Here is a 22,164-nt window from a genome sequence, read left to right on the forward strand (position 1 = left end):
GGAGGTGGAGGTGGAGGTGGAGGTGGCGGCGGCCGCGAGGCGCAACGCGGCGAGGGCAAGGGCGGGCCCAACCGCGACTGAACTGGACCCGCGCAAACGACGGGACTACAGTAGGCACTTTGCTGCGGTCCCGCCCCGCGGCGCACTGGATACCGGAGCTTCCCTATGAATCGCCTTGTTTCTTGCTTGATGCTCTGCGGCGTGCTGGCCGGCACGTCGGCGCAAGCTGCCTTGAACGTGGGCGCACCCGCCCCCGACTTCAGCACGCAGGCTTCCCTGGGCGGCAACGTCTTCAACTTCAAGCTGGCCGAAGCCCTGAAGCAGGGGCCGGTCGTGCTGTATTTCTTCCCGGCCGCGTTTTCGAAGGGCTGCACGATCGAAGCGCACAACTTCGCCGAAGCCACGGATGAGTACAAGTCGTTGGGCGCCACCGTCATTGGGGTGTCGACGGACAACATCGACACCCTGAACAAGTTTTCGGTCAGCGAATGCCGCAGCAAGTTTGCCGTGGCGGCCGATGGCGACGGCAAGATCATGAAGGCTTATGACGCCGTGCACGACAAGCGTCCCGAGTACGCGCAACGGGTGTCCTATGTGATCTCGCCCCAAGGCAAGATCCTTTATGAATTCACGGACATGAACCCGGATTCGCACGTCGCCAACACCATGCGCGCGCTGCGCGACTGGAAGGCCAAGCAATAACGGGGATTCGCCCCGGGCGACGCCCGGGGTGCGGCGATGGCGCCCTAATTGAACGGCCAGACCGGAGGATGCGTCCCGGGCGGACTGGACGGACGCGTCCAACGAGCGGGCGTTTCCGAGAACCGCGCGGCATGGCGCACGGCCAGCAGTTCACCGAAGCCCGACGGTTCGGTCTCCAGCAAGCCTTCGAACCCCGGCATCTGACAGGCAAGCCCGCCCTCGACCCGCCCCAGGCTGCGCAGCCAATGCGCGGTTTGCGCCAGCGACACGCGGACATGCCAGCTGCCGCCTTCGGTCACCTGCCGCGCCAGCGCGGCTTGCGCGCCAAACGCCATCAGGTATCCCGACGCATGGTCCAGGATCTGCATGGGCAGCGGCTTCGGCGTTTCTTGACCGGCGGCCTGCGCCTCGGCATGGTTGAAGCCCGTCGCCGTCTGCACCAGGGAATCGAAGCCGCGGCGGTTGGCCCAAGGGCCGACATTGCCGTAGGCAGACAGCGACACATAGACGATGCCCGGCCGGATGCGCGCGGCATCCTGGGGGCCGAAGCCCAGCGCAGCCATGCCGCCGGGCCGGTATCCCTGCACGAACACGTGCGCGCTACGCAGCAGGTTGCCCAGCGCGATGCGGCCGTCCGCCGTGTCCAGATCGGCCAGCACGGACAACTTGCCGCGGCTGGTGTCGATGATGTTGTCGATATTGGGCAACTGCGGCGAATTCACCAGCATCACGTCGGCGCCATAGGCGGCCAGCGCCCGCCCGCAGACCGGCCCCGCGATGATGCGGGTCAGGTCAAGCACGCGGATGTCCTTCAGCGGACGCGCATCGTGCCCGAACTTGGGCAAGGGGCGAGGATCGGCTTCGCCGATGCGCTCGATCGTCATCAAGGGTTGGGAGGCAATCGCCTGGCCCTGCGCGTGGTGGTCCCATTCGTCGAAGCTGCGCATGGCGGACACCACCATGCCGGCATCCGCGGCGACTTGCTCGAAATCCAGTGCCTTCCAGCGGCTCAACGCGCGCTCCACGGTTTCGCGCGTAGTGCCCTCGCCGGTCGGACAGCCCAGCAACGCCAGCGCGCCGTCGCGATGATGCGCGAAATTGGCGTGGATGCGCACCCAGCCCCCGTCCCCGCAGCGATACACGCCGCTGATGGGATCCCATGGGTTGGGCGTCACGCCGTTGATCTTGAAGTGGCTGCGGCATTCCTGAGCGGCATGCAGCATATCGACGCTGACCTGCTGCCGGGCGCCGCCCCGCAGGTGCCACAGTTCCGCCGCAGCCAAGGCGGCGGCGGCCATGCTGGCCTGCGCCGCGGTGCCCACCGCGAACGACGAGGGCAACACTGGCTCGGCGCCGGTCAGCAGCACGTGCTCCAGCGACTCGCCGGGAAGGTCAAGTGAACGCCAAAGCGCTTGCAGGACGTCGCGGGACGTCTTGCCGGCGGGTGTGCGTCCCCTCAGAAAGGACGGGCGGAGGTCCATCAGATTTCCCATAGCGTTCACTTTGCTTTCGTCGTTAATGGCATTACATGGCGCAGGGCCAAGCGCGTCAATACGTCCGCAGCGCCAGCGTGTTTCATGGTTTGACCGCGACGGGACGGCATAAGCGCAGCCTTGGCCCTGTACCCCGCTCCCCTCCCGACGTGAATCCCCCGTCACATCTACTCGTAGTTTTTACATCGTCTTCCAAGACCGGGCCGCAAGCTAGAATGCCAGCCTGACTGGCCGGACCGCTTGTCCGCCGATCTTGCCCGGGTCCTAGATGAACACGCTACTCTGGCTGCGCACCGACTTGCGCCTGCACGACAACCCCGCATTGGCTGCCGCCGCCGAGAACGGCACGGTCACCGCGCTGTTCCTGGCGTCGCCCGGGCAGTGGCGCCGACATGGCGACGCGCCAGCCAAGGTCGATTTCTGGCTGCGCAACCTGCGCGAGCTTGCGGGCGATCTGGATGCGCTCGGCATTCCTGTCAAATTGTTGACGGTTGCCCACTGGGACGACGCTCCCCGTGCCATCGCAGGCTTTTGCCAGGCGCACGGGATCGCGCAAGTCCATGCCAACACCGAATGGGCCATCAACGAACGCCGCCGCGACGCGGCAGTGGCCGACGCGCTGCAGGCGGACGGCGTGGATTGGACGTTGCACCACGGCGCCTCGCTGCTTCGCCCGGGTACGGTGCTGACCGGTAAAGGCGAGTGCTACCGCGTCTACACGCCCTATGCGCGCACCTGCCGGGAACGGCTGCGCACGGCGCCGCTTCGCCCCCTGCCCGCGCCACGAGCCCAAGCCGCGCCGCCCTGGGCAGCGGATCCCCTGCCCGACGCGTTTGACGGTTTTCCGCCCCCGAGCGACGCCGTGCGCGCCCTGTGGCCCGCGGGTGAAGCGGCCGCCGGCGAGCGCCTGGCCGCCTTCGCCGACGGCGTCATCGACGCCTACAAGGACGAGCGTGACTTCCCCTCGTTACCCGGCACCAGCTGCCTGTCGCCCTATCTGGCGGCGGGCGTGCTGTCGCCCGGCCAGGCGCTGCGCGCGGCGCTTGCCGCCAACCAGGGTGAACTGGACAGCGGCAAGGCGGGCGCCACCACCTGGATCAACGAACTGCTGTGGCGCGAGTTCTATCAGCATCTATTGGCCGCTTATCCGTCGCTGTCCATGCACCGGCCCATGAAGCCGGAAACCGCCGCCGTGCCCTGGCGCGACGCGCCCGCGGACCTGCACGCCTGGCAATACGGCAAGACGGGCATCCCCATCGTCGATGCCGCCATGCGTCAACTGCTGGCACTGGGTTGGATGCACAACCGGCTACGCATGGTCACGGCCATGTTCCTGTCGAAAAACCTGCTGATCGATTGGCGACTGGGCGAAGCGTGGTTCATGGCGCAACTGGTGGACGGTGATTTGGCGGCCAATAACGGCGGCTGGCAATGGAGCGCGTCAACCGGGGCCGACGCGGTGCCCTACTTCCGTGTGTTCAACCCCTTGTCGCAATCCCGCCGTTTCGATCCGCGCGGCGCCTTCCTGCGTGAATGGCTGCCCGAACTGGCGCACCTGGACGACCAGGCCATCCACGACCCCAGCCCGATGGAACGCGTGGCCGCGGGCTATCCCGCGCCCATCGTGGACCTGGCGCAAAGCCGGCTGCGCGCGCTGGAGGCGTTCGGCAATCTGCCTGCCGTTTAAGGCCGGCTCAGCCGCCCGCCGCGGCCTGCTTGTCCAGCCGCTTGATGAACACCTGCAATTCCTTTTCGACCTGCTTGTCTCCGCGTGCCTGAGCGGCCTCCAGGCCAGCGGTCCACGCCGCCCGCGCGCCGTCCAGGTTGCCTTGCCCCTGGCACGCCTTGCCCAGCCATTTCCACGCGACCGAGTAAGCGGGGTCGAACGCCAACGCGGCCCGCAAGTGCGGTTCCGCTTCGCGAAAGCAGTCTTGCTCGGCATAGGCCTTGCCCAGCGAAAACCGCAGCAACATATTGTCGGTGCCCTTGGCCAGCATGGCCTCCAGGCGTTCGATCATTCCTTCCATCGCGGCTCTCCTGCTGACGCTCGATGTTGATGCGACATGATAGGACGGCCGTCTCCGCAAGGCATGAATGGCCCCTCCCGGGCACCGGGATAAAGATGGTCGGATAAACGATTCGTTTCCTTGCGTTTCAAGGATGAGTCGCCAGGGATCGCTTAGGTGAATACTCTGTCTCACGTTAAGTCGCCTGTTTAAAGGACACCGCCCTATGGCATCGCCGATTGCTTGGCTGTTGCGCTTTGCGCCGCTACTGCTCCTGCCGCTGGCCGGAGGCGTGCTTGCCCAACAAGACACCCAATCGCAAGCGCGAGAAGCCGCTATCGTCAATCGGGTGACGTGGGGCGCTACACCGACAGAGCTGGCGCGCGCCAGCAAGTTGGGAATCGACCGCTACTTGCAGGCGCAACTGCACCCGGCGGCGCAAGACAAGTTGCCGGAAGCGGTGCAGCGGCGTATCGACGCCTTGGCAATTTCCCGGCAATCAGACGAAGATGCGCGGGCGGCTCAGATCGACATGCGACAAAATGCGAAAAAAATGCCCGAAGACAAAATGCTGCGAATTAACCGCGATGCCCGCCAAATGTCTATCCGGCGTGCCGCCGATGTGAACGAGCGCGCTTTGTTGCGCGCGGTGTACGGCGGCAATCAACTGCACGAACACATGACGTGGTTCTGGATGAACCATTTCAACGTAGACCTCCAGAAAGGCGATGTGGGCATGTTCCTGTCCCAGTATGAGGATCAAGCCATCCGCCCCCATGCACTGGGAAAGTTCCGCGACCTGCTGGCCGCCACCATGCGATCGCCGTCCATGCTGATCTACCTGGACAATACGCAGAACGTAGCGGGCAAGATTAACGAGAACTATGCGCGCGAACTGATGGAGCTGCACACGTTGGGAGTCAATAGCGGCTACACCCAGACGGACGTGCAGGAGTTGGCGCGCATTCTTACTGGCCTAGGCATCAGCAACAGCGTGGAGCCTCCAAAGGTCAATCCCGCCCTCCGGGCGCAGGTAGTACAAAAGGGCTATTTCCTATTCAACCCAGCCCGCCACGACTATGGCAGCAAAGTGTTCTTAGGACGCACCGTTGCCGGCACAGGCATGCAGGAAGTCGAGCAGGCTGCCGCCCTACTGGCCAGCCACCCCGCCACCGCAAAGTTCATCTCAACGAAGCTGGCTGCATACTTCGTCGGCGATGCGCCGCCGACGTCCCTGATCGACAAGATGAGCCGGACTTTCCTCGAGAAGGACGGCGACATCTCTGCCACGCTCCAGACTCTGTTCGCATCGCCGGAATTTGCCGCATCGCTGAAGGCCGGCGTTTTCAAGGACCCCATCCACTATGTCTATTCGTCATTGCGGCTAACCTACAGTGGCATGCCGGCTTTCGCTAATGGCATGGCAGGCGTCAGCCTGCTTGTGCGAATGGGACAACCGCTGAATCAGCATCAGACGCCAGACGGCTATCCTCTCTTGAAGTCGGATTGGACAGGGTCCGGACAGATGACAACGCGATTCGAAATCGCCAGCATCATTGCAGGCGCGCCGCTAGTCTTTTATCGTCAAAGCCCGAGCGATCAGCCAGCGAACGTTCCACATCCGCCGAACTTGCTGAAAGCCAATGAAGGCAACGGCCTATTCTCGACCATATCCGCCCGTACGCGGGAAGCGGTCGAACAGGGCAGGTCGACAGCCGTCGCCAACACCTACCTGCTGGCCTCGCCAGAGTTCATGCGCCGCTAGGAGCCCCCATGGATCGCCGCCGACTTCTGCAATTGATGGCTGCCGCCCCGCTGGTGCTGGGAGGTAGCCGTATCTATGCCGCCCCCGCCGCATCCGGCAACCGCCTGCTGGTGGTCTTCATGCGCGGCGCCTACGACGCCGCCAGCCTGCTGGTTCCCGCGAGCAGCGACTTCTACTATGAATCCCGCCCCAACATCGCGATCGGCCGGCCGGGCGGCGGGCCGGGGTCGGCCTTGCCGCTGGCCGATGGCTGGGCGCTGCACCCGGCGCTGGCCGAAAGCCTGTTGCCGTTCTATGAAAAGCGCCAATTGGCCTTCGTGCCATTCGCCGGCACCGAGGACCTTACCCGCAGCCATTTCGAAACGCAGAGCAGCATCGAACGCGGGCTGGGCGCAGGCCAGCGCGGCAATTATCGGTCCGGATTCCTGAACCGTCTGACCACTGCCTTAAACGCCAAACAGCCGCAGGCGGCCGCCTTTACCTCCGACGTGCCGCAGATATTTCGCGGCGATACCCGCATCCCCAACATCGACCTGATGGGCGCGGGCAGCAAGTCCCGCCTGAGCGATGACGACGCCCGCATTATCGCTTCGCTCTATGAAGGCACCGATCTACACGCGGCGGTTACCGAAGGGCAACGCGTCATGGGCGCCGCACGGTCGGAGATCGACGCCGAAATGAAGGCGGCCAACGGCAATGCCGTTTCCACCGACAAACTTGAATTGGAGATCCGCCGCATCGCCCGCTTCATGACCGACCGCTACAACCTGGGTTTCGTCGATGTCGGCGGCTGGGACACGCATGTGGGACAAGGCGCCGCATCGGGCGGGCTGGCCAATCGCTTGGGCCAACTCGGCCGGGCCCTTGCCGCCTATGCCGAAGAAATGGGCCCCGCCTGGCGGCAGACCACGGTCGTGGTGATCAGCGAATTCGGCCGGACGTTCCGCGAAAACGGCAATAAGGGCACCGACCACGGGCATGGCACGGTGTATTGGGTCATGGGCGGTAGCGTGCAAGGCGGACGCATCGCGGGCCGGCAGGTGGCGGTCAAGCGCGACACCCTGTTCCAGGACCGCGACTACCCCGTGCTGAACGAGTACCGGGCCGTCTTCGCCGGCTTGTTCTCGCGCTTGTACGGGCTGGACAAGGCGCGCCTGGCGCAGGTGTTCCCAGGCGTTGCGCCGCTGGACCTGAAGCTGGTCTAAACCGCGTTCGCGGACGCGGTCCAGGCGCTACACTCGACGGCAGGCCGCGCACTGGCGCCCCCGCGTCCAGACGCCTGCCACAGGAGCCCGCATGAGCAATATCTACGATTTCACCGCCCGCGACATCAACGGAGAAGACCGCTCGCTGGACATTTACCGGGGCCGCGTGCTGCTGGTCGTGAACGTTGCCTCCAAGTGCGGCTTCACGCCGCAATACGCGGGCCTGGAAGAACTCTACCGCGCGCTGCGCGACGATGGCCTGACCGTGCTGGGTTTCCCGTGCGACCAGTTCGGCCACCAGGAGCCCGGCGATGAAGCCGAGATCCGCAACTTCTGCTCGACCCAATACGACATCACCTTCCCGCTGTACGCCAAGGTCGACGTCAACGGCGCGGATGCGCATCCCCTGTACCGCTGGCTGAAGGGCGAAAAGCCCGGCGTCTTCGGCACCGAAGGCATCAAGTGGAACTTCACCAAGTTTCTCGTCGGCCGGGACGGCCGGGTCATCAAGCGCTACGCGCCCACCGACACGCCGTCGGGCCTGAAGGACGACATCGTCCAGGCGCTCTCCGCCCCCGTCTGAGGCCCCGGCCCCCGCCTACCGCAGCGGCGGCAGCCGGCGGCGCACCGTGTGCGCCTTGACGATGGCGGTATTGGTTTCAGCAAATTCCGTCACGCGCTCAAGGATGCCGTCCAGGTGCGAAATGGACCTCAGCACCACGCGGGCGATGAAGCAGTCATCGCCCGTCACCTTGTCGCATTCCACGAATTCCGGGATCTCCTGGATCAATCCCTCGACGTGCCGCAGTTGCCCCGGCAAGGGCCGGATGCGCACGATCGCCTCCAGCGTGTAGCCCAGCGCCACCGGATCCACATCCAGCGTATAGGCCCGAATGACGCCCGATTCCTCCAGGCGCCGCAGGCGATCCGCCACGCTGGGCGCCGACATACCCACCTGCCGCGCCAGGTCGGCCGTGGTGGTGCGCGCGTTGACCGACAGGGTCTCAACCAGCCGGCGGTCGATGCCATCCAAAACAGGGTTTTCATTTTTTAGGTCGTTTTGCATAAATTCCACCTAAAAGAAGGTATGACATTAAAAGCGCCACAGGAACATCATATAACCGCGTTTATCTGCCTGGGATAATTCCTCCATCGTACATCGCGGATCGCCCGCCCGGAGAACCCACATGAATTCCGCATCAGAACGCCTCGGCCTGGCGCAAATGGCCGCCGCCATGACCCTGTCCGGCACGCTTGGCGTCTTTGTCATCGAATCCGGGCAAAGCGCCTGGAACGTAGTTTTTTTCCGCTGCGTCTTCGGGGCCTTGTCGCTGTTCCTGTATTGCTGGGCGCGCGGGCTGCTCAAGCCCGGCTTGTTCACGGCAAGAACGCTGGCCCTGGCGCTTGTGGCCGGCGCCGCGCTGGTGCTGAACTGGGTGCTGCTGTTCTCGGCATACCGGCTGGCATCGATCTCGCTGGCCACGGCGGTCTATAACGTGCAGCCGTTTTTCCTGATTGGGCTGGGCGTGCTGTTCCTGGGCGAGCGCCCCTCGCGCGGCAAGCTGGCCTGGACGGTCGTGGCCTTTGCCGGGCTGCTGCTGGTGCTGCGTCTGTCGGACACCGGCGGCGCCGACGGCGCCGGCTATCTTACGGGGCTGATGCTGGGGCTGGGCGCGGCGGCGCTCTACGGCGTGACCGCCATCATCGTCAAGCGGTTGACGGGCATCCCGCCGCAAGTGCTGGCACTGGTGCAAGTCGCGCTTGGCGCCCTCATGCTGCTGCCCATGGCGGATTTCAGCGCGCTGCCCGCCGCCCCGCTGCAGTGGGGGTATCTGGTGGCGCTGGGCCTGATCCATACCTGCCTGATGTACATCCTGATGTATTCGGCCATCCAGAAGCTGCCCACCACCTCCACCGCCGCGCTCAGTTTCATCTACCCCGCCGTGGCCATCCTGCTGGATTTCGTGGTCTACGGCCATCGCATGGACGTCACCCAGGTCGTGGGCGTGGCGATGATCTTCCTGGCCGCCGCGGGCGTCAGCCTGAATTGGACCTGGCGCTTGCCGGGCGGCGCCCGCCCGGGCGCGGGCGCCGCCTGATCCTCGCCGCCAGGGGAAACCCGCACCCGGGCCCCGGTTATTCAGGTCGGGGCCAAGCCGTCCCCGCTATCATGGCTTTTCCCATCCGCCGGCCCCCGCCGGCGGTGCCATGATTCCCAGGACGCTCCCATGATCGATCTCTACTACTGGACCACGCCCAACGGCCACAAGATCACGCTGTTCCTTGAAGAAACCGGCCTGCCCTACAAGATTCACCCGGTGAACATCAGCCGCGGCGACCAGTTCAAACCCGAATTCCTGGCCATCGCGCCGAACAACCGCATTCCTGCCATCGTCGACCAGGCCCCGGCCGACGGCGGCGCGCCGATCTCGTTGTTCGAATCCGGCGCCATCCTGCAGTACCTGGCCGAGAAGACCGGACGCTTTCTGCCCGCCGACGTGCGCGGCCGCGCCGAAGTCTCGCAATGGCTGTTCTGGCAGATGGGCGGCCTGGGTCCCATGGCGGGCCAGAACCACCACTTCTCGGGCTACGCGCAGGAACGCATCGCCTACGCCATCGACCGCTATGTCAAGGAAACGAACCGCCTGTACGGCGTGCTGAACAAACGCCTGGCCGACCGCGAATTCGTCGCGGGCGACTACTCCATCGCGGATATGGCCGCCTACCCCTGGATCGTGCCGCACGCCAAGCAAGGGCAGGATTTGAACGACTTCCCGCACCTGCAGCGCTGGTTCAACGCGATTGCCGCGCGCCCCGCCACCCAGCGCGCCTATGCGCTGGCCGACACCATCAACACCGCGCCGTCGATCAGCGACGAGGAATCCCGCCGCATCCTGTTCGGCCAGACCGCGCAGCAAGTCGCCCGCTGAGCCTCCGGAGACGGCCCATGACAGAACCAAAACTGGCGTTCCGCCGCGCCCGCGCCGAAGACCTGCCGCATATTGTCGCGATGCTGGCCGACGACGAACTCGGCGCCACGCGTGAAGACCCTTCCGTGCCGCCGAATCCGCGCTACGTCGCCGCGTTCGCGGCAATCAACCAGGATTCCAATCAATTCCTGGCAGTGGTCGAGCGCGATTCGCACCTGGTCGGCTGTTTGCAGTTATCGTTCATACCCGGCCTGTCGCGCCAGGGCCAATGGCGCGGACAAATCGAGAGCGTGCGCATCGCCTCGTCGTCGCGCGGTGAAGGCCTGGGGCGCGCCATGTTCGAATGGGCGATCGAACAATGCCGCATCCAGGGATGCGGCATTGTCCAGCTGACCACCGACCGCGCGCGCCCGGATGCGCGGCGGTTTTATGAAAGCCTGGGTTTCACGGCCAGCCACGATGGCATGAAACTCAGCCTGTAGTGCAAGTAGATGATTTTGCAAGGAGCGTCCATGCATGGCGAATACAAAGTCCCCGGCGGCAAACTGGTCGTCGCGGATCTGGAAGTGCGCGACGGCCGCCTGGCCAATGTCCGCATCAGCGGTGATTTTTTCCTTGAGCCTCCCGAAGCGCTTGAAGCCATCAACAACGGCCTGAACGGCATGCCCGCCGATGCCGGCGAACTGGAGTTGGCGGTTGCCGTGCAGTCCGCGCTGCCCGCCGACGCCGAGCTGTTCGGCTTTTCCGCCGAAGCCGTGGCCGTCGTCTTGCGGAGGGCGCTGGCATGACGCGCACCGACTGGAACGACTACGACTGGCAACTGATTCACGAAGGCCCGCAGGCACCGTCGCTGCACATGGCGCTGGACGCCGTCATCACCGATGAAGTCGGCGCCGGCCAGCGTCCGCCCACGTTGCGCATCTGGGAATGGTCCGCCCCCGCCGTCGTGATCGGCCGCTTCCAGTCCTTGAAAAATGAAGTCGATCCTGAAGGCGCCAAGCGCCACGGCATCGAGGTCGTGCGCCGCGTGAGCGGCGGCGGCGCAATGTTCATCGAACCCGGCAACTCCATCACCTATTCGCTCAGCGCCCCGCAAGCGCTGGTGCACGGCATGAGCTTCCAGGAATCCTACGCTTTCCTGGACGCCTGGGTGCTGACCGCGCTGCAAGGCCTGGGCATCAAGGCGTGGTACCAGCCGCTGAACGACATCGCCTCCGACATCGGCAAGATCGGCGGCGCGGCGCAAGCCCGCCGCGCCGGTGCCGTGCTGCACCACGTGACCATGTCCTACGACATCGACGCCGATAAAATGGTCGAGGTCTTGCGGATTGGCCGCGAAAAACTATCGGACAAGGGCACCACCAGCGCCAAAAAGCGCGTGGACCCGCTGCGCACCCAGACCGGTCTGGCGCGCGAGGTCATCATCGACCGCATGGTGGAAACTTTTGCCAGCCTGCACCGTCTGACCCCCGGGCAGATCGGCAGCGACACGCTGGCGCGCGCCCAGCAACAGGCCGGCGAGAAATTTTCCACGTCCGAATGGACCGGCGTGGTGCCCTGACGGCCTGTTGCCATCAAGCCTTGATTTCCTGGAGGTAATTCAATGCGTCGCACCTTCACGCCGCCAGGCGCGATAAGCGGTTTGATCCTGGGCGCGGCCCTGCTGGCGCTTGCCGGCTGCGGCAGCGCGCCCCCGGCGAACATCACGTTGGCCAGCCCCGCGTCTTCCACGCCGGAGAAAGTGGGCGACCTGTCCACGGAACGCATCAAGTGGGCCTCGAACAAGCCCGGTTGCGAAGGCGACTGCCCGCATATCGAAATCGACAGCGTCGCCTTTCCGGGCATCCCGAAATTGACGGCGCTGGTGGACCACGTGCTGGCCTACATGACCGGCACGGACGCCAACCGTCGCGGCCCCTACAACACCCTGTCGGAATACACGCAGTATTTCTGGTCCACCGCGCGGCCACGCGACGCCACCTACTTCAAGGCCAGCGTCAAAGACACCGTTGGCGACATCGTGTCGATCGAACTGCACACCGAGCAGTTCCTGACGGGCGCTGCCCACGGCATCCCGGCCACCCAGTACCTGAACTGGGAACGCAGCCGCGACCGCGTCATGAGCCTGGACGAAGCGCTGATTCCGGGCCGCCGCGCGGAATACGTCGCGGCGCTGCAGCGCGCCCATGCCAAATGGCTGGCGGGCAATCCGGACGCCAAGCGCGACCCGGCGGCCTACAACAAGATGTGGCCCTTCCAGGAAAGCGACAATTTCGCGCTGACGCGCGATGGCATCGTCGTGAAGTACGACGCCTATTCGATCGCCCCCTACTCGCACGGCGAGCCGGAACTGGCGATCCCATACGCGGATCTGCGCGGCATCTTGAAACCGGAGCTGTTGCCGAAGTCGTAGCCCCCCCCCCTGGATAAGCGAACGCCGGCAACAAGCATCTGGCCTGTTGCCGGCGTTCGCGCGCGCCGCAGCGCGCAAGGTCTCTTCGAGACCGGGGTTCGGGTGAGCGGACTGAGGGTGGAGCTAGGGAGGTGGCCGCTTTTTTCGCGTCTGTGGCCGGGTAAGACGCCCAGTCCGCTCAATGCAACCGCGGCCTGAAGGAACCGGCGGCGCGCTGCTTGCGCGCGCCCGCCACCGGTTCACGTCAGGCGCTTAGAAGCGGTGACGGATACCCACGATGCCGACCGAGCTCTTCAGGCCGTCGACAAACGCGAAGTCGGTCGAGTACGAACCCAGCGCGTACAGATTGGTGCGCTTGGACAGGTTGTACGTGTAGCCGATGCTGTAGACGTTCATCGTCGAATCGTTGCCGGCCGTCAGCGGGTTGCCGTTGGGGTCGGCGCGCTGCCACGACGCCAGGATGCTGCTGGCGCCCAACGGCACGGTCAGGCCGACCAGGTACGAGTTGGCCTTGAAGCCCGACACCGCGACGTTCGTGCCGAAGCTGGTTGCCGTGGGCGTGCCGCTGCCGAACGAATTGATGCTTTGGCCGGTGAACCAGCCGTCGCGCGTCTGGCCGAAGCCCAACGCCAACTTCAGCACTTCGAAGTCGTAGGCGCCGGCGACGGTCCAGGACTTGGGCGTCGCGTCGTTGTTCAACTGGTTGGCGGGGTTCAGCTGGTCATACGTCAGCGCGACGTTCACCGGGCCGTTGACGTAGCGCAAGCCGGTCGTGATGGCGCGCGTGTTGTCGGCGGTCTTGAAGCCGGTTTGCGCGGCGGTCGTGTCGGACGCATTGAACGAATAGCCGACGCCGAACTGGAAGCCGCTGAACGACGGGGTCGAGTACTGCACCATGTTGTCGTAGCGGACCGTGTTGGCGGCGCTGAAGGCCACGCCGACGTTAGCCTGGCCGTAGCTGCCGGCGAACGGATCGATCGCGGCGAGGTACTTCGAAGCGATGTTGGTCTGACGGCCGAATTCCAGCAGGCCCCACGAATCGGCCTTCAGGCCGATGGTGGCTTGGCGGCCGAACAGGCGGCCGCTTTGGCCCGACTGGCCGTTGCCCGAGTTGAAGCCACTTTCCAGCGTGAAGACAGCGCTCAGGCCGTCGCCCAGGTCTTCGGCGCCGCGCAGGCCCCAACGCGAACCGCTCGACACGCCATTGACCATGCCGAACTTCGATTCTTTGTAGTCGTTATTGCCCTTGATTTGCTGGAAACCGATACCCGTATCGATCAAGCCGTACAACGTCACCGAGGTTTCGGCTTGGGCCACGCCGGACAAGGCGGCGAACAGCGCGGTGACGAGCAGAGTCTTTTTCATTGCGTAATCCCTTTGATTGAACATACATGCGCAGGTGGCTTGGTTTGCAGTGCAAACGGCGTGCGGCGCATGGCAGGAACGAATTCTAGGGACGCAATGTGTCAGTTTTCTAGACGCAAGGAAAACCCGTCCAAGATCTCGAAAAAAACGCCTACTTGTGGCCTGAGCTCCACACCCGAGGCCAGTGTACGGCTCGGTCCCAAAGCTGTCATGGGGGTGTGTTAACAAGCAACATTCTGGCTTTTTTTTCCAGCCTGGCCGGGTGATGCGCACCGGTACGCAAGGCTCAGCGAGCCCCTTGCAGCGGCAGCAACCGCCGATAACCGGGTGGCAGCGGATGCCCGGCGTGCTCGGCCACCGTGCGTGCCAGCCGCGCGGCCAGGTCGTCCGGAAATGGCTTGGCCCGCCGGGTGTTCAGGTCGACATGCAACGACAACTGTTCCATCGTGGCCGCCAGATAGCCGTCGCGCGTCTGCGTCAGCTCCATCAGGCACAGCAAGCGCTTATTGTCCGATTCCAGCAGGCGGACCTGCAGCATCAGCGGGTCCCCCGCCAGGACTTCACGCAGATAGGCCACGTGCACGTTCATCGTATAGATGCCGCAGCGCGTCGCTTCGGTGTAGTCCAGCCCCACGCCGACCTGGCTAAGCAATTCAAATCCGACCCGGTCGAAGATGCCGACGTAGTGGGCCGCGTTCAGATGGCCGTAGGCGTCGATCCAGGCGGGGTCCACGGCCAGCGTCGTGGACGGCAGGTGTTGCGTCATGCTTGTCTCCCTGAAATGGAAATCGCCCCTTGCGGGGCGATTTCTGTTTTTGTCTTCCTCTGCCTCCTCGGCGAGTCGTTCAATCACGCATCGCCGATTCAGTCGTCAAGGATACAGGCCGCGCACCTGGCGCGCCTGGAGGATCCGGGTGCAAGCCACGATGAACGCGGCAGTGCGCAGCGTGACCTTGTGCTCCTTGGACACTTGCGACACGGCGCCGTAGGCCTCGCGCATGATGCGTTCCAGACGCTGGTTGATCTCTTCTTCGCTCCAGAAGAAGCTGGAGAAATCCTGCACCCATTCAAAATAGGACACCGTTACGCCGCCGGCGTTGGCCAGCACGTCCGGCACCACGTAAACGCCGTGCTCAGCCAGGATGTCGTCCGCTTCCGGCGTGGTCGGGCCGTTGGCGCCTTCCACCACGACCTTGGCGCGCACCTTGGCGGCGTTCTGGGCGGTAATCTGGCTTTCCAGGGCCGCCGGGATCAGGAATTCGGTTTCCAGCGTCCAGAATTCGTCCTTGTCGAAGGCTTGGCCGCCCGAGAAGCCGCCCACGCCGCCATGTTGCGACACGTGCGACAGCAGCTTGTGGACATCCAGCCCTTCGGCGTTGTGCACCGTGCCGGTATGGTCCTGCGCGGCGATGACCTTGGCGCCGGCTTCATGGAACAGGCGAGCGGCGGTGCCGCCCACGTTGCCGAAGCCCTGCACGACCACGCGCGACTTCGAGACGTCGATGTTCAGGTCGCGGGCGGCTTCGCACGCCACGACGAACACGCCGCGGCCCGTCGCTTCGACACGGCCCAGGCTGCCGCCCAACGCGATCGGCTTGCCGGTCACCACGCCCGTGGCGGTGGCGCCTTCGTTCATGGAATACGTGTCCATCATCCAGGCCATGGTCTGGGCGTTGGTGCCCACATCAGGCGCCGGGATGTCCTTGGACGGCCCCACGATCACACCGATTTCGCTGGTGTAGCGGCGCGTCATGCGCTCAAGTTCGGATTGCGACAGGTTGCGCGGATCCACGCGGATGCCGCCCTTGGCGCCGCCATACGGCAGGTTCACCGCGGCGTTCTTGACCGACATCCAGGCGGCCAGCGCCATCACTTCAGACAGGGTGACGTCCTGGTGGAAACGCACGCCGCCCTTACCCGGGCCGCGCGACACGTTGTGCTGCACGCGATAGCCCTCGAAGTGGGCGATCGTGCCATTGTCCAGTTCGATCGGCACATCAACGATCAGCGCGCGCTTCGGGCGCTTCAGCGTCTCGACCCAGCGGCTCAGCGTGCCAAGGTACGGGGTGACCCGGTCGACTTGTTGCAGGTAATTACCCCAGGGGCCGAGGTCATCGGCATTCAGATAAGACGGCAAGGCATGAGTGGGCGTTTGAGACATGAGCATGATCTCCTGACAAAGTTGCGCCATTTTATCCGTGAAAAATATAGCGTCCCCATTTAAATTAAAAATATATTAAATGGGGACAGATATTTGTGGCGGATACCGTACGGGTCACAAGCCCGGTCTTGAAGCTGCCCCTATCCTAAGCCGCCAACCGGGACGCGTCCAGCCTGCCTGACCGCCGTCGCCGCCGCACCCGACGCCCCGCTCTGGGAGGTGAAGGCCACACAAAACAACCTATGATTGCATAAAGGTAAATCTACAAAGGGGCAGCCATGCCACGTCCCGATCTCAATCTGCTGTTGGCGCTGGATGCGTTGCTCGACGAGGGCAGCGTCATTGGCGCTGCGCGCCGCATGCACCTGAGCGCGCCGGCGATGAGCCGCACCCTGAGCCGCATCCGGGAGGCGCTGGGCGATCCCGTGTTCGTCCAGGTCGGCCGCAAGCTCATGCCCACGCCCAAGGCGCTGGCACTGCGCGAACAGGTACGGGCCGCGGTCGAGCAGGCCTCGCAGGTGTTCGCTTCCGATGCCGAGATTGACCTGAAAGTGCTGGATCGGCGTTTCAACGTCCGCGCCACCGATGAGTTCGTAAGCATCCATCTGGGCCATCTCCTGGATGCGATGGCGCGCGAGATGCCACGGGCGATGCTGCGCTTTTCGCCGGAAGAGGACGACGTGGACGAAGAGGCGCTGCGCAGTGGCCGCATCGACCTGTTCATCAGCGCCTCGCGCAAGCTGGGGCCCGAGATTCGTGTGCAGTCCCTGTTCACCACGACGTTCGTGGGTGTCGCGCGCGCCAACCATCCGATTTTCGATGACGAGATCACGCCCGAACGGCTTACGCGCTGGGAGCACATCAACGTGTCGCGGCGCGGCAAGGCCGCCGGGCCGCTCGATGCCGCGCTGGAGGCGCAGGGGCTGCGCCGGCACGTCGCCCTGGTGGTGCCCAATCCATACACGGCGCTGTTCGCCCTGCAGGATTCGGATCTGCTGTTGCCCTTGCCCCGGCATCTGGCCAGCGCCGCGCTGTCCGCAGGCTTGCGCATTCGCGTGTTCGACCTGCCAGCGCCGCTGGAAACGGTACTGCTGACACAGGCCTGGCACCCGCGCCTGGAGGCCGATCCGGCCCATCAATGGTTGCGGCAGACCATCCATATGCTGTCCAACGAGAGCCAGTCACAGGCGGCCATGCGCGCCAAGCCATAGCGGCGTGCTGGCGCCGATGCGTGCGTATCACGCAATCGTTCGAATGCAATAAATTCACTTTTCGGAATGATTAGCCCTGCCTACAGTGATGCGTATTGATCACTGTAGAAGGGTTGCATCGTGCATTCGGCGAACGTGCCTGAAGCAAATTCGGGCGTCTTTCCACGCCTTTCCCGGTTTCGGAAGGGGTTGGCGCGTGGACTGCCTTATCTCGATCTGACGACGCCCCGCGCGACCTATGTGGTGCGTTCGATCCTGGCCGCCTGCCTGGCCTTGGTGGTGGCCTATCTGCTGGAACTGCATGCGCCCTACGCGGCGGCTTCCAGCGTGCTGCTCGTCATCAACCCTGTGCAGGGCGGCGTGATCGGCAAGGGGGTGTGGCGGGTGCTGGGCACGCTGGTCGGGATGCTGGCCGCCTTCGTGCTGATGAGCGCCTTCGGCCAAATGCCCTGGCTCTTCCTGCTTGGGTTCGGCGTATGGCTGGGAGTGTGCGTGGTGGGCATGACGCTGCTGCGTCATTTCCGGGCCTATGGCGCCACGCTGGCGGGCTATACCGTGGGCCTGGCAGCCTACGGCGCCATGCAGCATCCGGAACGCACCTTCGACCAGGTGATGGGGCGCGGCGCGTCCGTGCTGATCGGCGTGGTCTGCCTGGCGCTGGTGTCGGCCCTGTTCAGCCGCCGCAGCGTGCATAGCCGCCTGACCATGCTGCTCGACCGCCTTGCGGCCGCCACGGCGGGCGTGTTGGCGACGCATCACCAGGCCATTCAAGCCAGCGCGGAGCCGGGCGCCAAGCCCCTGGATGCCGGACGGCGTTCACTCATCACCGAGGTGTATGGCGTGGACGATCTGCTGGCGCTGGGCAAGGCCGAGTCCGCCGACCTGGCCCATCGTGCCGGCACGGTGCGGCACACGATGGTGTCGCTGTTTTCCGCCTTGGTGGGCGGCGCGCCGCCCCTGCGCGAACACAGCGCCGCCCTTGCCGCGCTACGTGCGTTGCAACCGGACTGGGAGGAGGCATGGAGGGAAGTCAGGCAGGCGCTGGGGCAGGAACGCGGTCCGACCGAACGCGGCCCGACCGATCGCGGCCCGACCGATCGCGGCCCGACCGATCGCGGCCCGACCGGAAGGACGCGTGCCATCGGGCGACTTACCGACCTGCGCGCCCGGCTGGTGGCCCTACTTGCCGCGACCTCGCTGGACGATGCCGCCGAGCAGGCCGCGCTGATGATCGCAGGCGATCGCTTGATCGAGCAGCTTGATGATTTCCTGCAAGCCATCGAAGGCATCGAGCGGTTCCACCAACCCAGGCCGACGCCGGCGCGCGTGTCCGTGCCGTTTCACCGCGACACGGTGGCCGCTTTCCAGAATGGCGGGCGCGCCCTGTTGACTGTGGTGATGGGCGGCGCCTTCTGGATTGCCACCGGCTGGACGGAAGGCAACATGATGCTGGCCGGGTTGGCGGCGGCATGCGCCCTGCTCTCCACTGCGCCCAGCCCCGCGCTGGGTGCGGTTGAATTCATCAAGGGCACGGTGGCCGCCGTGGCGATGGCCTTTCTGTGCACCTTCATCGTGCTGCCGCACGTCTCGGGCCTCCCGCTGCTGCTGGTCATCCTGAGCCTGTTCTGGCTGCCCGGCGTGTATGCCACCACGATGCCGCGTCATGCGCTGGCGGGCGTGGCCTATCTGGTGGCGTTCACGACACTGGCGGCGGCGGACAACCCCATGCGCTACGACTTTGCACTGTTCCTCAATGGCGCCGTGGCCTGGATCCTGGCGACATGTTTCACGCTGCTGGGCTTCAGGGTCGTGCTGCCGCGCAATCTGGCGCGCGACGTCACGCGCTTGCGCCAGCGCATCCGCGACGCGGCGCTGGGCACCTTGCACGACGAGCCGCCCGATGCAGCGGCCTGGCAATGGCGCCAGCAACACCGCATCGCGCAACTCGGCGCCTTGCTCAGGACGCAGCCGCAGGCGATGGATCGCGCCATCGCCCAGGCCCTGACCAGCCTGCATCTGGGTCGGGAAATCCTGCGCCTGCGACGCTGGCTGCGCCAGGCGCCCCACGACGCCGAGTGGCCGCGCGTGGTGGCGCGCACGCTGCGCCATATGCGCCAGCGGGCCCGCGATCCCGCGCGGGCCGCACGCCATGCCCGCCGCGCAGCGACCTCCTTGACGCGTTTGCCGATGCGGTCCAGCGCCGCGATGGATGACGTGCGGCGCGTGACGGTCGTGCTGCAGGACATCGCCGCGCTGCTGGAACGCCATGCGAACGACGTTCCGTACCCCTCTAAAGGCCACGCCCATGCTCAGTGAATTCTCTTTGGCAGGCATCTACCTGCCTCCCTTCCTTGTCTACGCCTGCCTGGCCCTGCCGATCTATATGGGCCTTCGCTTCGTGCTGGTGCGTTGCGGGGTGTTGCGCTGGGTGTGGCATCCGGGCCTGTTCGAGTTCGCCATTTCCCTTTGCCTTGTTTCCCTGTTGGTGCTTTATGTCTGAACGCTCATTTCCCGCCAAGCGCCTGCTGCGGGCAGGACTCACCCTTGCGGTGGTCGTTGCTGCCGGGTTTCTGGTCAGCGCGCTGTGGCGCGCCTACGTCGTCGCCCCCTGGACCCGCGATGGCCGTGTCAGCGCGCAGATCGTGCGTATCGCTCCCGAGGTGTCAGGCACCGTCGCCGAGGTCTCGGTCATGGACGATCAATACGTCAAACAGGGCGACCTGCTCTATCGCATCGACAACGCCAGCTTCGCACTGGCGTTGGCCCAGGCCGAAGCGCAGTTGGCATCCGCCGAGGTGTCCTTGCGCCAGAAAACCGAGGAGGCGCGGCGGCGCCGCGGCATGGAAAGCCTGGTGCCGGCCGAGGACATCCAGCGGGCGAACCAGGCGGCCGCCATCGCCCGCTCCGACCTGCGCAGTGCACAGGTCGCCGTGGACAGGGCGAAGCTGGATCTTGCACGCACCGAACTGCGTGCGCCAACCGATGGCTACGTCACGCGCCTGCGATTGAACAAGGGCGACTACGCCGTGACGGGCCAGCCCAACATCGCCCTGATCGACGCCCACAGCTTCTGGATCACCGGTTACTTCGAGGAAACCAAACTGCGCGGCATCCAACCCGGCGCGGCGGCGCGGATCCGCCTGATGGGGTTCGACCAGGTGTTGCCGGGGCGGGTGGCCAGCATCGGGCGAGGCATTGCCGACAGCAACCAGCAGGCCGACGCGCAGGGCCTGCCCAGCGTGGAACCCAGCTTCAGCTGGGTCCGGCTGGCGCAGCGTATCCCGGTGCGCGTCGAGTTCCAGCATGTGCCGCATGACGTCGTGCTGGCGGCCGGCATGACCGGCAGCATCGAGGTCACGCCCTCGGCGGGTACGCCGGTGCCCCAGGGCCGGCTGATCTCGCTGCTACACCGCTGGATGTGAGGGCAAGGCCATGCATGCACCCATCCCTCGCACGCAACCGCGCCTTCGGCAGGCACTGCTTCCTTTTCTGCTGGCATTGCTGACCGGCTGCACGACCGTGGGCCCGGACTACCGCACGCCGACGCTGGATGTGCCCGCGCACTGGATCAAGGCCAACGCCGCCATGTCCGATGGCGACCACGATGGCCTGCGCACCTGGTGGCGCACCTTCCAGGATCCCTTGCTGGACCGCCTGGTCGAACAGACCCTGGCGCACAATCAGGATCTGGATATTGCCTTGGCACGCCTGCGCCAGGCACGGGCCGAGCGCGTGCAGATCGCCTCGGCCGCCCTGCCCGAGGTCTCGGCCGGAGCCGCCGGCGAGGCCATCCGCGGCAGCAAGGCACTCAGCTCGCAGCCCGGCGGGCGGGCGCGAACCTGGCATCTGGGCTTGGATGCGAGTTGGGAGCTGGACCTGTTCGGCGGCACGCGCCGCGCGGTCGAGGCCGCCGACGCCGGCATCCAGGCGTTGGCAGAGGACCATCGTGCGCTGCAAGTGAGTCTGGTGGCCGAACTGGTGGCCGATTACGCCGGGCTGCGTGCCGCGCAGCTGCGCCTGGCCATCGCACAAGACAACATTCGCGCGCTGGCCGAGGCTGAGCGCCTGGCCGAACAAGCGCACCGCAGCGGCCTGGGCACACTGGCCGACGTCACCCTGGCCCGCGCCGAGCGCGAAACTGCCGAGGCGCAGCCGCCCTTGCTGGACGCGGACATCGCCCGTTTCAGCCATGCCATCGGTGTGCTGGCGGGCGGGTTTCCCGGCGACTGGCATGCCGACCTTGCAACGTCCGCGCCGGCTTTGCCCATGCCGGCCGACTTGCCGCTGTCATTGCCTTCGGACGTCATTCGCCAACGCCCCGACCTGCGCGCGGACGAACGACGCCTGGCCGCCGCCACCGCGCAAATCGGCGTGGCGCAGGCCGCACGCTTTCCCACATTCCGTATTCCCTTGGGGTTGGGCACCACCGCCAGCGTCATCCACGACCTGTTCTCGGGTGCCAGCCTGGCGTGGTCGGCGGCCGTGCAGGGCAGCCAGTCGCTCTACGACGCCGGCCGCGCGCGAGCAGGCGTGACCGCGGCACAGGCCAACGCCGACGCCGTGCTGCGCGTCTACGAGCGGGACGTGCGTTCGGCGCTGCGCGACGTGGAAGACGCCTTGACCGCGTGGGCCAGCGAACGCCAACGGCAAGCCGCGTTGCAGAAGGCCGTGGCCGACAGCCAACAAGCCCTGAAACAGGCCACCCAACTCTACGCGCGCGGCTTAAGCGCCTACCTGCCGGTGCTGGTGGCGCAGCGCAGCCTGAACCAGGCACGCGATGCCTTGGCCCTCAGCCAGTTGGCGCAGTTGCAGGGAGGCATTGCCTTGTACAAGGCGCTGGGGGCGGGGTCGTCGGACACGGAGTCGGTCGCTCAGTCCGACCCACAACGCGACCCACCCCAACGCGACTAACC

22 protein-coding genes are annotated in these 22,164 nt (G+C 65.4%); 16 read left to right on the top strand and 6 right to left on the bottom strand.

Going from position 1 to position 22,164, the window contains the following annotated elements; all coding sequences use genetic code 11:
* Positions 1 to 165 precede the first annotated feature (165 nt).
* A complete protein-coding gene (locus CQ050_RS25620; RefSeq protein ID WP_105559627.1) occupies positions 166 to 702 on the top strand; it encodes a peroxiredoxin in 537 nt (178 codons plus the stop codon).
* A 44-nt stretch (positions 703 to 746) separates the two neighbouring features.
* Here CQ050_RS25620 and CQ050_RS25625 read toward each other — a convergent pair whose 3' ends face one another.
* Complete coding sequence (locus tag CQ050_RS25625) at positions 747 to 2,195, bottom strand: CoA transferase (RefSeq protein WP_105559628.1); 1,449 nt, start codon at positions 2,193 to 2,195, stop codon at positions 747 to 749.
* A 268-nt stretch (positions 2,196 to 2,463) separates the two neighbouring features.
* Here CQ050_RS25625 and phrB point away from each other — a divergent pair, with 268 nt between their 5' ends.
* Entirely contained in the window at positions 2,464 to 3,882 is a 1,419-nt protein-coding gene (gene phrB, locus CQ050_RS25630) for a deoxyribodipyrimidine photo-lyase (RefSeq protein WP_105559629.1), read from the top strand.
* Positions 3,883 to 3,889: 7 nt separating this feature from the next.
* Here the strand turns inward: phrB and CQ050_RS25635 are convergent, their stop codons facing one another.
* Positions 3,890 to 4,222: a tetratricopeptide repeat protein gene (locus CQ050_RS25635; RefSeq protein WP_105559630.1), complete on the bottom strand. Its 333-nt coding sequence runs from the start codon at positions 4,220 to 4,222 to the stop codon at positions 3,890 to 3,892.
* A 205-nt stretch (positions 4,223 to 4,427) separates the two neighbouring features.
* Here CQ050_RS25635 and CQ050_RS25640 point away from each other — a divergent pair, with 205 nt between their 5' ends.
* The 3 genes from CQ050_RS25640 to CQ050_RS25650 all read left to right on the top strand — a co-directional run bounded on the left by CQ050_RS25640 (position 4,428) and on the right by CQ050_RS25650 (position 7,754).
* Positions 4,428 to 5,966, top strand: coding sequence for a DUF1800 domain-containing protein (locus CQ050_RS25640; protein ID WP_105559631.1), 1,539 nt, complete (start codon positions 4,428 to 4,430; stop codon positions 5,964 to 5,966).
* Between the two features lie 8 nt (positions 5,967 to 5,974).
* A complete protein-coding gene (locus tag CQ050_RS25645) occupies positions 5,975 to 7,171 on the top strand; it encodes a DUF1501 domain-containing protein (protein ID WP_105559632.1) in 1,197 nt (398 codons plus the stop codon).
* A gap of 91 nt (positions 7,172 to 7,262) precedes the next feature.
* A complete protein-coding gene (locus CQ050_RS25650) occupies positions 7,263 to 7,754 on the top strand; it encodes a glutathione peroxidase (protein ID WP_105559635.1) in 492 nt (163 codons plus the stop codon).
* 15 nt (positions 7,755 to 7,769) lie between these two features.
* On the opposite strand, the gene CQ050_RS25655 is transcribed toward CQ050_RS25650, so the two are convergent.
* Entirely contained in the window at positions 7,770 to 8,237 is a 468-nt protein-coding gene (locus CQ050_RS25655) for an Lrp/AsnC family transcriptional regulator (protein WP_105559636.1), read from the bottom strand.
* Positions 8,238 to 8,358: 121 nt separating this feature from the next.
* On the opposite strand from CQ050_RS25655, the gene CQ050_RS25660 reads away from it, so the two are divergent.
* The 6 genes from CQ050_RS25660 (at position 8,359) to CQ050_RS25685 (ending at position 12,514) form a co-directional block, all read left to right on the top strand.
* Positions 8,359 to 9,270, top strand: coding sequence for a DMT family transporter (locus tag CQ050_RS25660; RefSeq protein WP_105559637.1), 912 nt, complete (start codon positions 8,359 to 8,361; stop codon positions 9,268 to 9,270).
* A gap of 129 nt (positions 9,271 to 9,399) precedes the next feature.
* Entirely contained in the window at positions 9,400 to 10,101 is a 702-nt protein-coding gene (locus CQ050_RS25665; protein ID WP_105559639.1) for a glutathione S-transferase N-terminal domain-containing protein, read from the top strand.
* Positions 10,102 to 10,118: 17 nt separating this feature from the next.
* The gene (locus CQ050_RS25670) at positions 10,119 to 10,583 is read left to right on the top strand and encodes a GNAT family N-acetyltransferase (RefSeq protein WP_105559640.1); all 465 of its coding nucleotides are present in this window, start codon (positions 10,119 to 10,121) and stop codon (positions 10,581 to 10,583) included.
* Between the two features lie 30 nt (positions 10,584 to 10,613).
* Positions 10,614 to 10,889 (top strand): lipoate protein ligase C-terminal domain-containing protein, encoded by a 276-nt coding sequence (locus tag CQ050_RS25675; protein ID WP_105559744.1) that lies wholly within the window; start codon positions 10,614 to 10,616, stop codon positions 10,887 to 10,889.
* Complete coding sequence (locus tag CQ050_RS25680) at positions 10,886 to 11,662, top strand: biotin/lipoate A/B protein ligase family protein (RefSeq protein ID WP_105559642.1); 777 nt, start codon at positions 10,886 to 10,888, stop codon at positions 11,660 to 11,662. Before CQ050_RS25675 ends, CQ050_RS25680 begins: the two co-directional genes overlap by 4 nt.
* Positions 11,663 to 11,704: 42 nt before the next feature.
* Complete coding sequence (locus CQ050_RS25685; protein ID WP_105559644.1) at positions 11,705 to 12,514, top strand: RsiV family protein; 810 nt, start codon at positions 11,705 to 11,707, stop codon at positions 12,512 to 12,514.
* 252 nt (positions 12,515 to 12,766) lie between these two features.
* Here the strand turns inward: CQ050_RS25685 and CQ050_RS25690 are convergent, their stop codons facing one another.
* From CQ050_RS25690 to CQ050_RS25700, 3 genes are all read right to left on the bottom strand, one after another.
* Positions 12,767 to 13,879, bottom strand: coding sequence for a porin (locus CQ050_RS25690; protein WP_105559645.1), 1,113 nt, complete (start codon positions 13,877 to 13,879; stop codon positions 12,767 to 12,769).
* A 286-nt stretch (positions 13,880 to 14,165) separates the two neighbouring features.
* On the bottom strand, positions 14,166 to 14,645 hold the full coding sequence (locus CQ050_RS25695) for a thioesterase family protein (protein ID WP_105559646.1): 480 nt from the start codon (positions 14,643 to 14,645) through the stop codon (positions 14,166 to 14,168).
* A 105-nt stretch (positions 14,646 to 14,750) separates the two neighbouring features.
* Positions 14,751 to 16,040: a Glu/Leu/Phe/Val dehydrogenase gene (locus tag CQ050_RS25700; protein ID WP_105559647.1), complete on the bottom strand. Its 1,290-nt coding sequence runs from the start codon at positions 16,038 to 16,040 to the stop codon at positions 14,751 to 14,753.
* A 278-nt stretch (positions 16,041 to 16,318) separates the two neighbouring features.
* Between CQ050_RS25700 and CQ050_RS25705 the strand changes: the two genes are divergently transcribed.
* From CQ050_RS25705 to CQ050_RS25725, 5 genes are all read left to right on the top strand, one after another.
* Positions 16,319 to 17,251, top strand: a complete 933-nt coding sequence (locus tag CQ050_RS25705) for a LysR family transcriptional regulator (RefSeq protein WP_105559649.1) — start codon at positions 16,319 to 16,321, stop codon at positions 17,249 to 17,251.
* A gap of 189 nt (positions 17,252 to 17,440) precedes the next feature.
* Positions 17,441 to 19,567: an FUSC family protein gene (locus tag CQ050_RS25710; protein ID WP_233214291.1), complete on the top strand. Its 2,127-nt coding sequence runs from the start codon at positions 17,441 to 17,443 to the stop codon at positions 19,565 to 19,567.
* The gene (locus tag CQ050_RS25715) at positions 19,557 to 19,751 is read left to right on the top strand and encodes a DUF1656 domain-containing protein (RefSeq protein WP_050446448.1); all 195 of its coding nucleotides are present in this window, start codon (positions 19,557 to 19,559) and stop codon (positions 19,749 to 19,751) included. Before CQ050_RS25710 ends, CQ050_RS25715 begins: the two co-directional genes overlap by 11 nt.
* Positions 19,744 to 20,673: an HlyD family secretion protein gene (locus CQ050_RS25720; protein WP_105559650.1), complete on the top strand. Its 930-nt coding sequence runs from the start codon at positions 19,744 to 19,746 to the stop codon at positions 20,671 to 20,673. The genes CQ050_RS25715 and CQ050_RS25720 overlap by 8 nt, the downstream gene beginning before the upstream one ends.
* A 10-nt stretch (positions 20,674 to 20,683) precedes the next feature.
* A complete protein-coding gene (locus CQ050_RS25725) occupies positions 20,684 to 22,162 on the top strand; it encodes an efflux transporter outer membrane subunit (protein ID WP_105559652.1) in 1,479 nt (492 codons plus the stop codon).
* Positions 22,163 to 22,164: the final 2 nt, after the last annotated feature.

Source organism: Achromobacter sp. MYb9 (assembly GCF_002975275.1).
GTDB lineage: Bacteria > Pseudomonadota > Gammaproteobacteria > Burkholderiales > Burkholderiaceae_B > Achromobacter.

What these genes read in the sequence shown, in the direction of transcription:
- CQ050_RS25620 (WP_105559627.1), top strand. Translation starts at nt 166, where the DNA reads ATGAATCGCCTTGTTTCTTGCTTGATGCTCTGCGGCGTGCTGGCCGGC.
- CQ050_RS25625 (WP_105559628.1), bottom strand. Translation starts at nt 2,195, where the DNA reads ATGGGAAATCTGATGGACCTCCGCCCGTCCTTTCTGAGGGGACGCACA.
- phrB (WP_105559629.1), top strand. Translation starts at nt 2,464, where the DNA reads ATGAACACGCTACTCTGGCTGCGCACCGACTTGCGCCTGCACGACAAC.
- CQ050_RS25635 (WP_105559630.1), bottom strand. Translation starts at nt 4,222, where the DNA reads ATGGAAGGAATGATCGAACGCCTGGAGGCCATGCTGGCCAAGGGCACC.
- CQ050_RS25640 (WP_105559631.1), top strand. Translation starts at nt 4,428, where the DNA reads ATGGCATCGCCGATTGCTTGGCTGTTGCGCTTTGCGCCGCTACTGCTC.
- CQ050_RS25645 (WP_105559632.1), top strand. Translation starts at nt 5,975, where the DNA reads ATGGATCGCCGCCGACTTCTGCAATTGATGGCTGCCGCCCCGCTGGTG.
- CQ050_RS25650 (WP_105559635.1), top strand. Translation starts at nt 7,263, where the DNA reads ATGAGCAATATCTACGATTTCACCGCCCGCGACATCAACGGAGAAGAC.
- CQ050_RS25655 (WP_105559636.1), bottom strand. Translation starts at nt 8,237, where the DNA reads ATGCAAAACGACCTAAAAAATGAAAACCCTGTTTTGGATGGCATCGAC.
- CQ050_RS25660 (WP_105559637.1), top strand. Translation starts at nt 8,359, where the DNA reads ATGAATTCCGCATCAGAACGCCTCGGCCTGGCGCAAATGGCCGCCGCC.
- CQ050_RS25665 (WP_105559639.1), top strand. Translation starts at nt 9,400, where the DNA reads ATGATCGATCTCTACTACTGGACCACGCCCAACGGCCACAAGATCACG.
- CQ050_RS25670 (WP_105559640.1), top strand. Translation starts at nt 10,119, where the DNA reads ATGACAGAACCAAAACTGGCGTTCCGCCGCGCCCGCGCCGAAGACCTG.
- CQ050_RS25675 (WP_105559744.1), top strand. Translation starts at nt 10,614, where the DNA reads ATGCATGGCGAATACAAAGTCCCCGGCGGCAAACTGGTCGTCGCGGAT.
- CQ050_RS25680 (WP_105559642.1), top strand. Translation starts at nt 10,886, where the DNA reads ATGACGCGCACCGACTGGAACGACTACGACTGGCAACTGATTCACGAA.
- CQ050_RS25685 (WP_105559644.1), top strand. Translation starts at nt 11,705, where the DNA reads ATGCGTCGCACCTTCACGCCGCCAGGCGCGATAAGCGGTTTGATCCTG.
- CQ050_RS25690 (WP_105559645.1), bottom strand. Translation starts at nt 13,879, where the DNA reads ATGAAAAAGACTCTGCTCGTCACCGCGCTGTTCGCCGCCTTGTCCGGC.
- CQ050_RS25695 (WP_105559646.1), bottom strand. Translation starts at nt 14,645, where the DNA reads ATGACGCAACACCTGCCGTCCACGACGCTGGCCGTGGACCCCGCCTGG.
- CQ050_RS25700 (WP_105559647.1), bottom strand. Translation starts at nt 16,040, where the DNA reads ATGTCTCAAACGCCCACTCATGCCTTGCCGTCTTATCTGAATGCCGAT.
- CQ050_RS25705 (WP_105559649.1), top strand. Translation starts at nt 16,319, where the DNA reads ATGCCACGTCCCGATCTCAATCTGCTGTTGGCGCTGGATGCGTTGCTC.
- CQ050_RS25715 (WP_050446448.1), top strand. Translation starts at nt 19,557, where the DNA reads ATGCTCAGTGAATTCTCTTTGGCAGGCATCTACCTGCCTCCCTTCCTT.
- CQ050_RS25720 (WP_105559650.1), top strand. Translation starts at nt 19,744, where the DNA reads ATGTCTGAACGCTCATTTCCCGCCAAGCGCCTGCTGCGGGCAGGACTC.
- CQ050_RS25725 (WP_105559652.1), top strand. Translation starts at nt 20,684, where the DNA reads ATGCATGCACCCATCCCTCGCACGCAACCGCGCCTTCGGCAGGCACTG.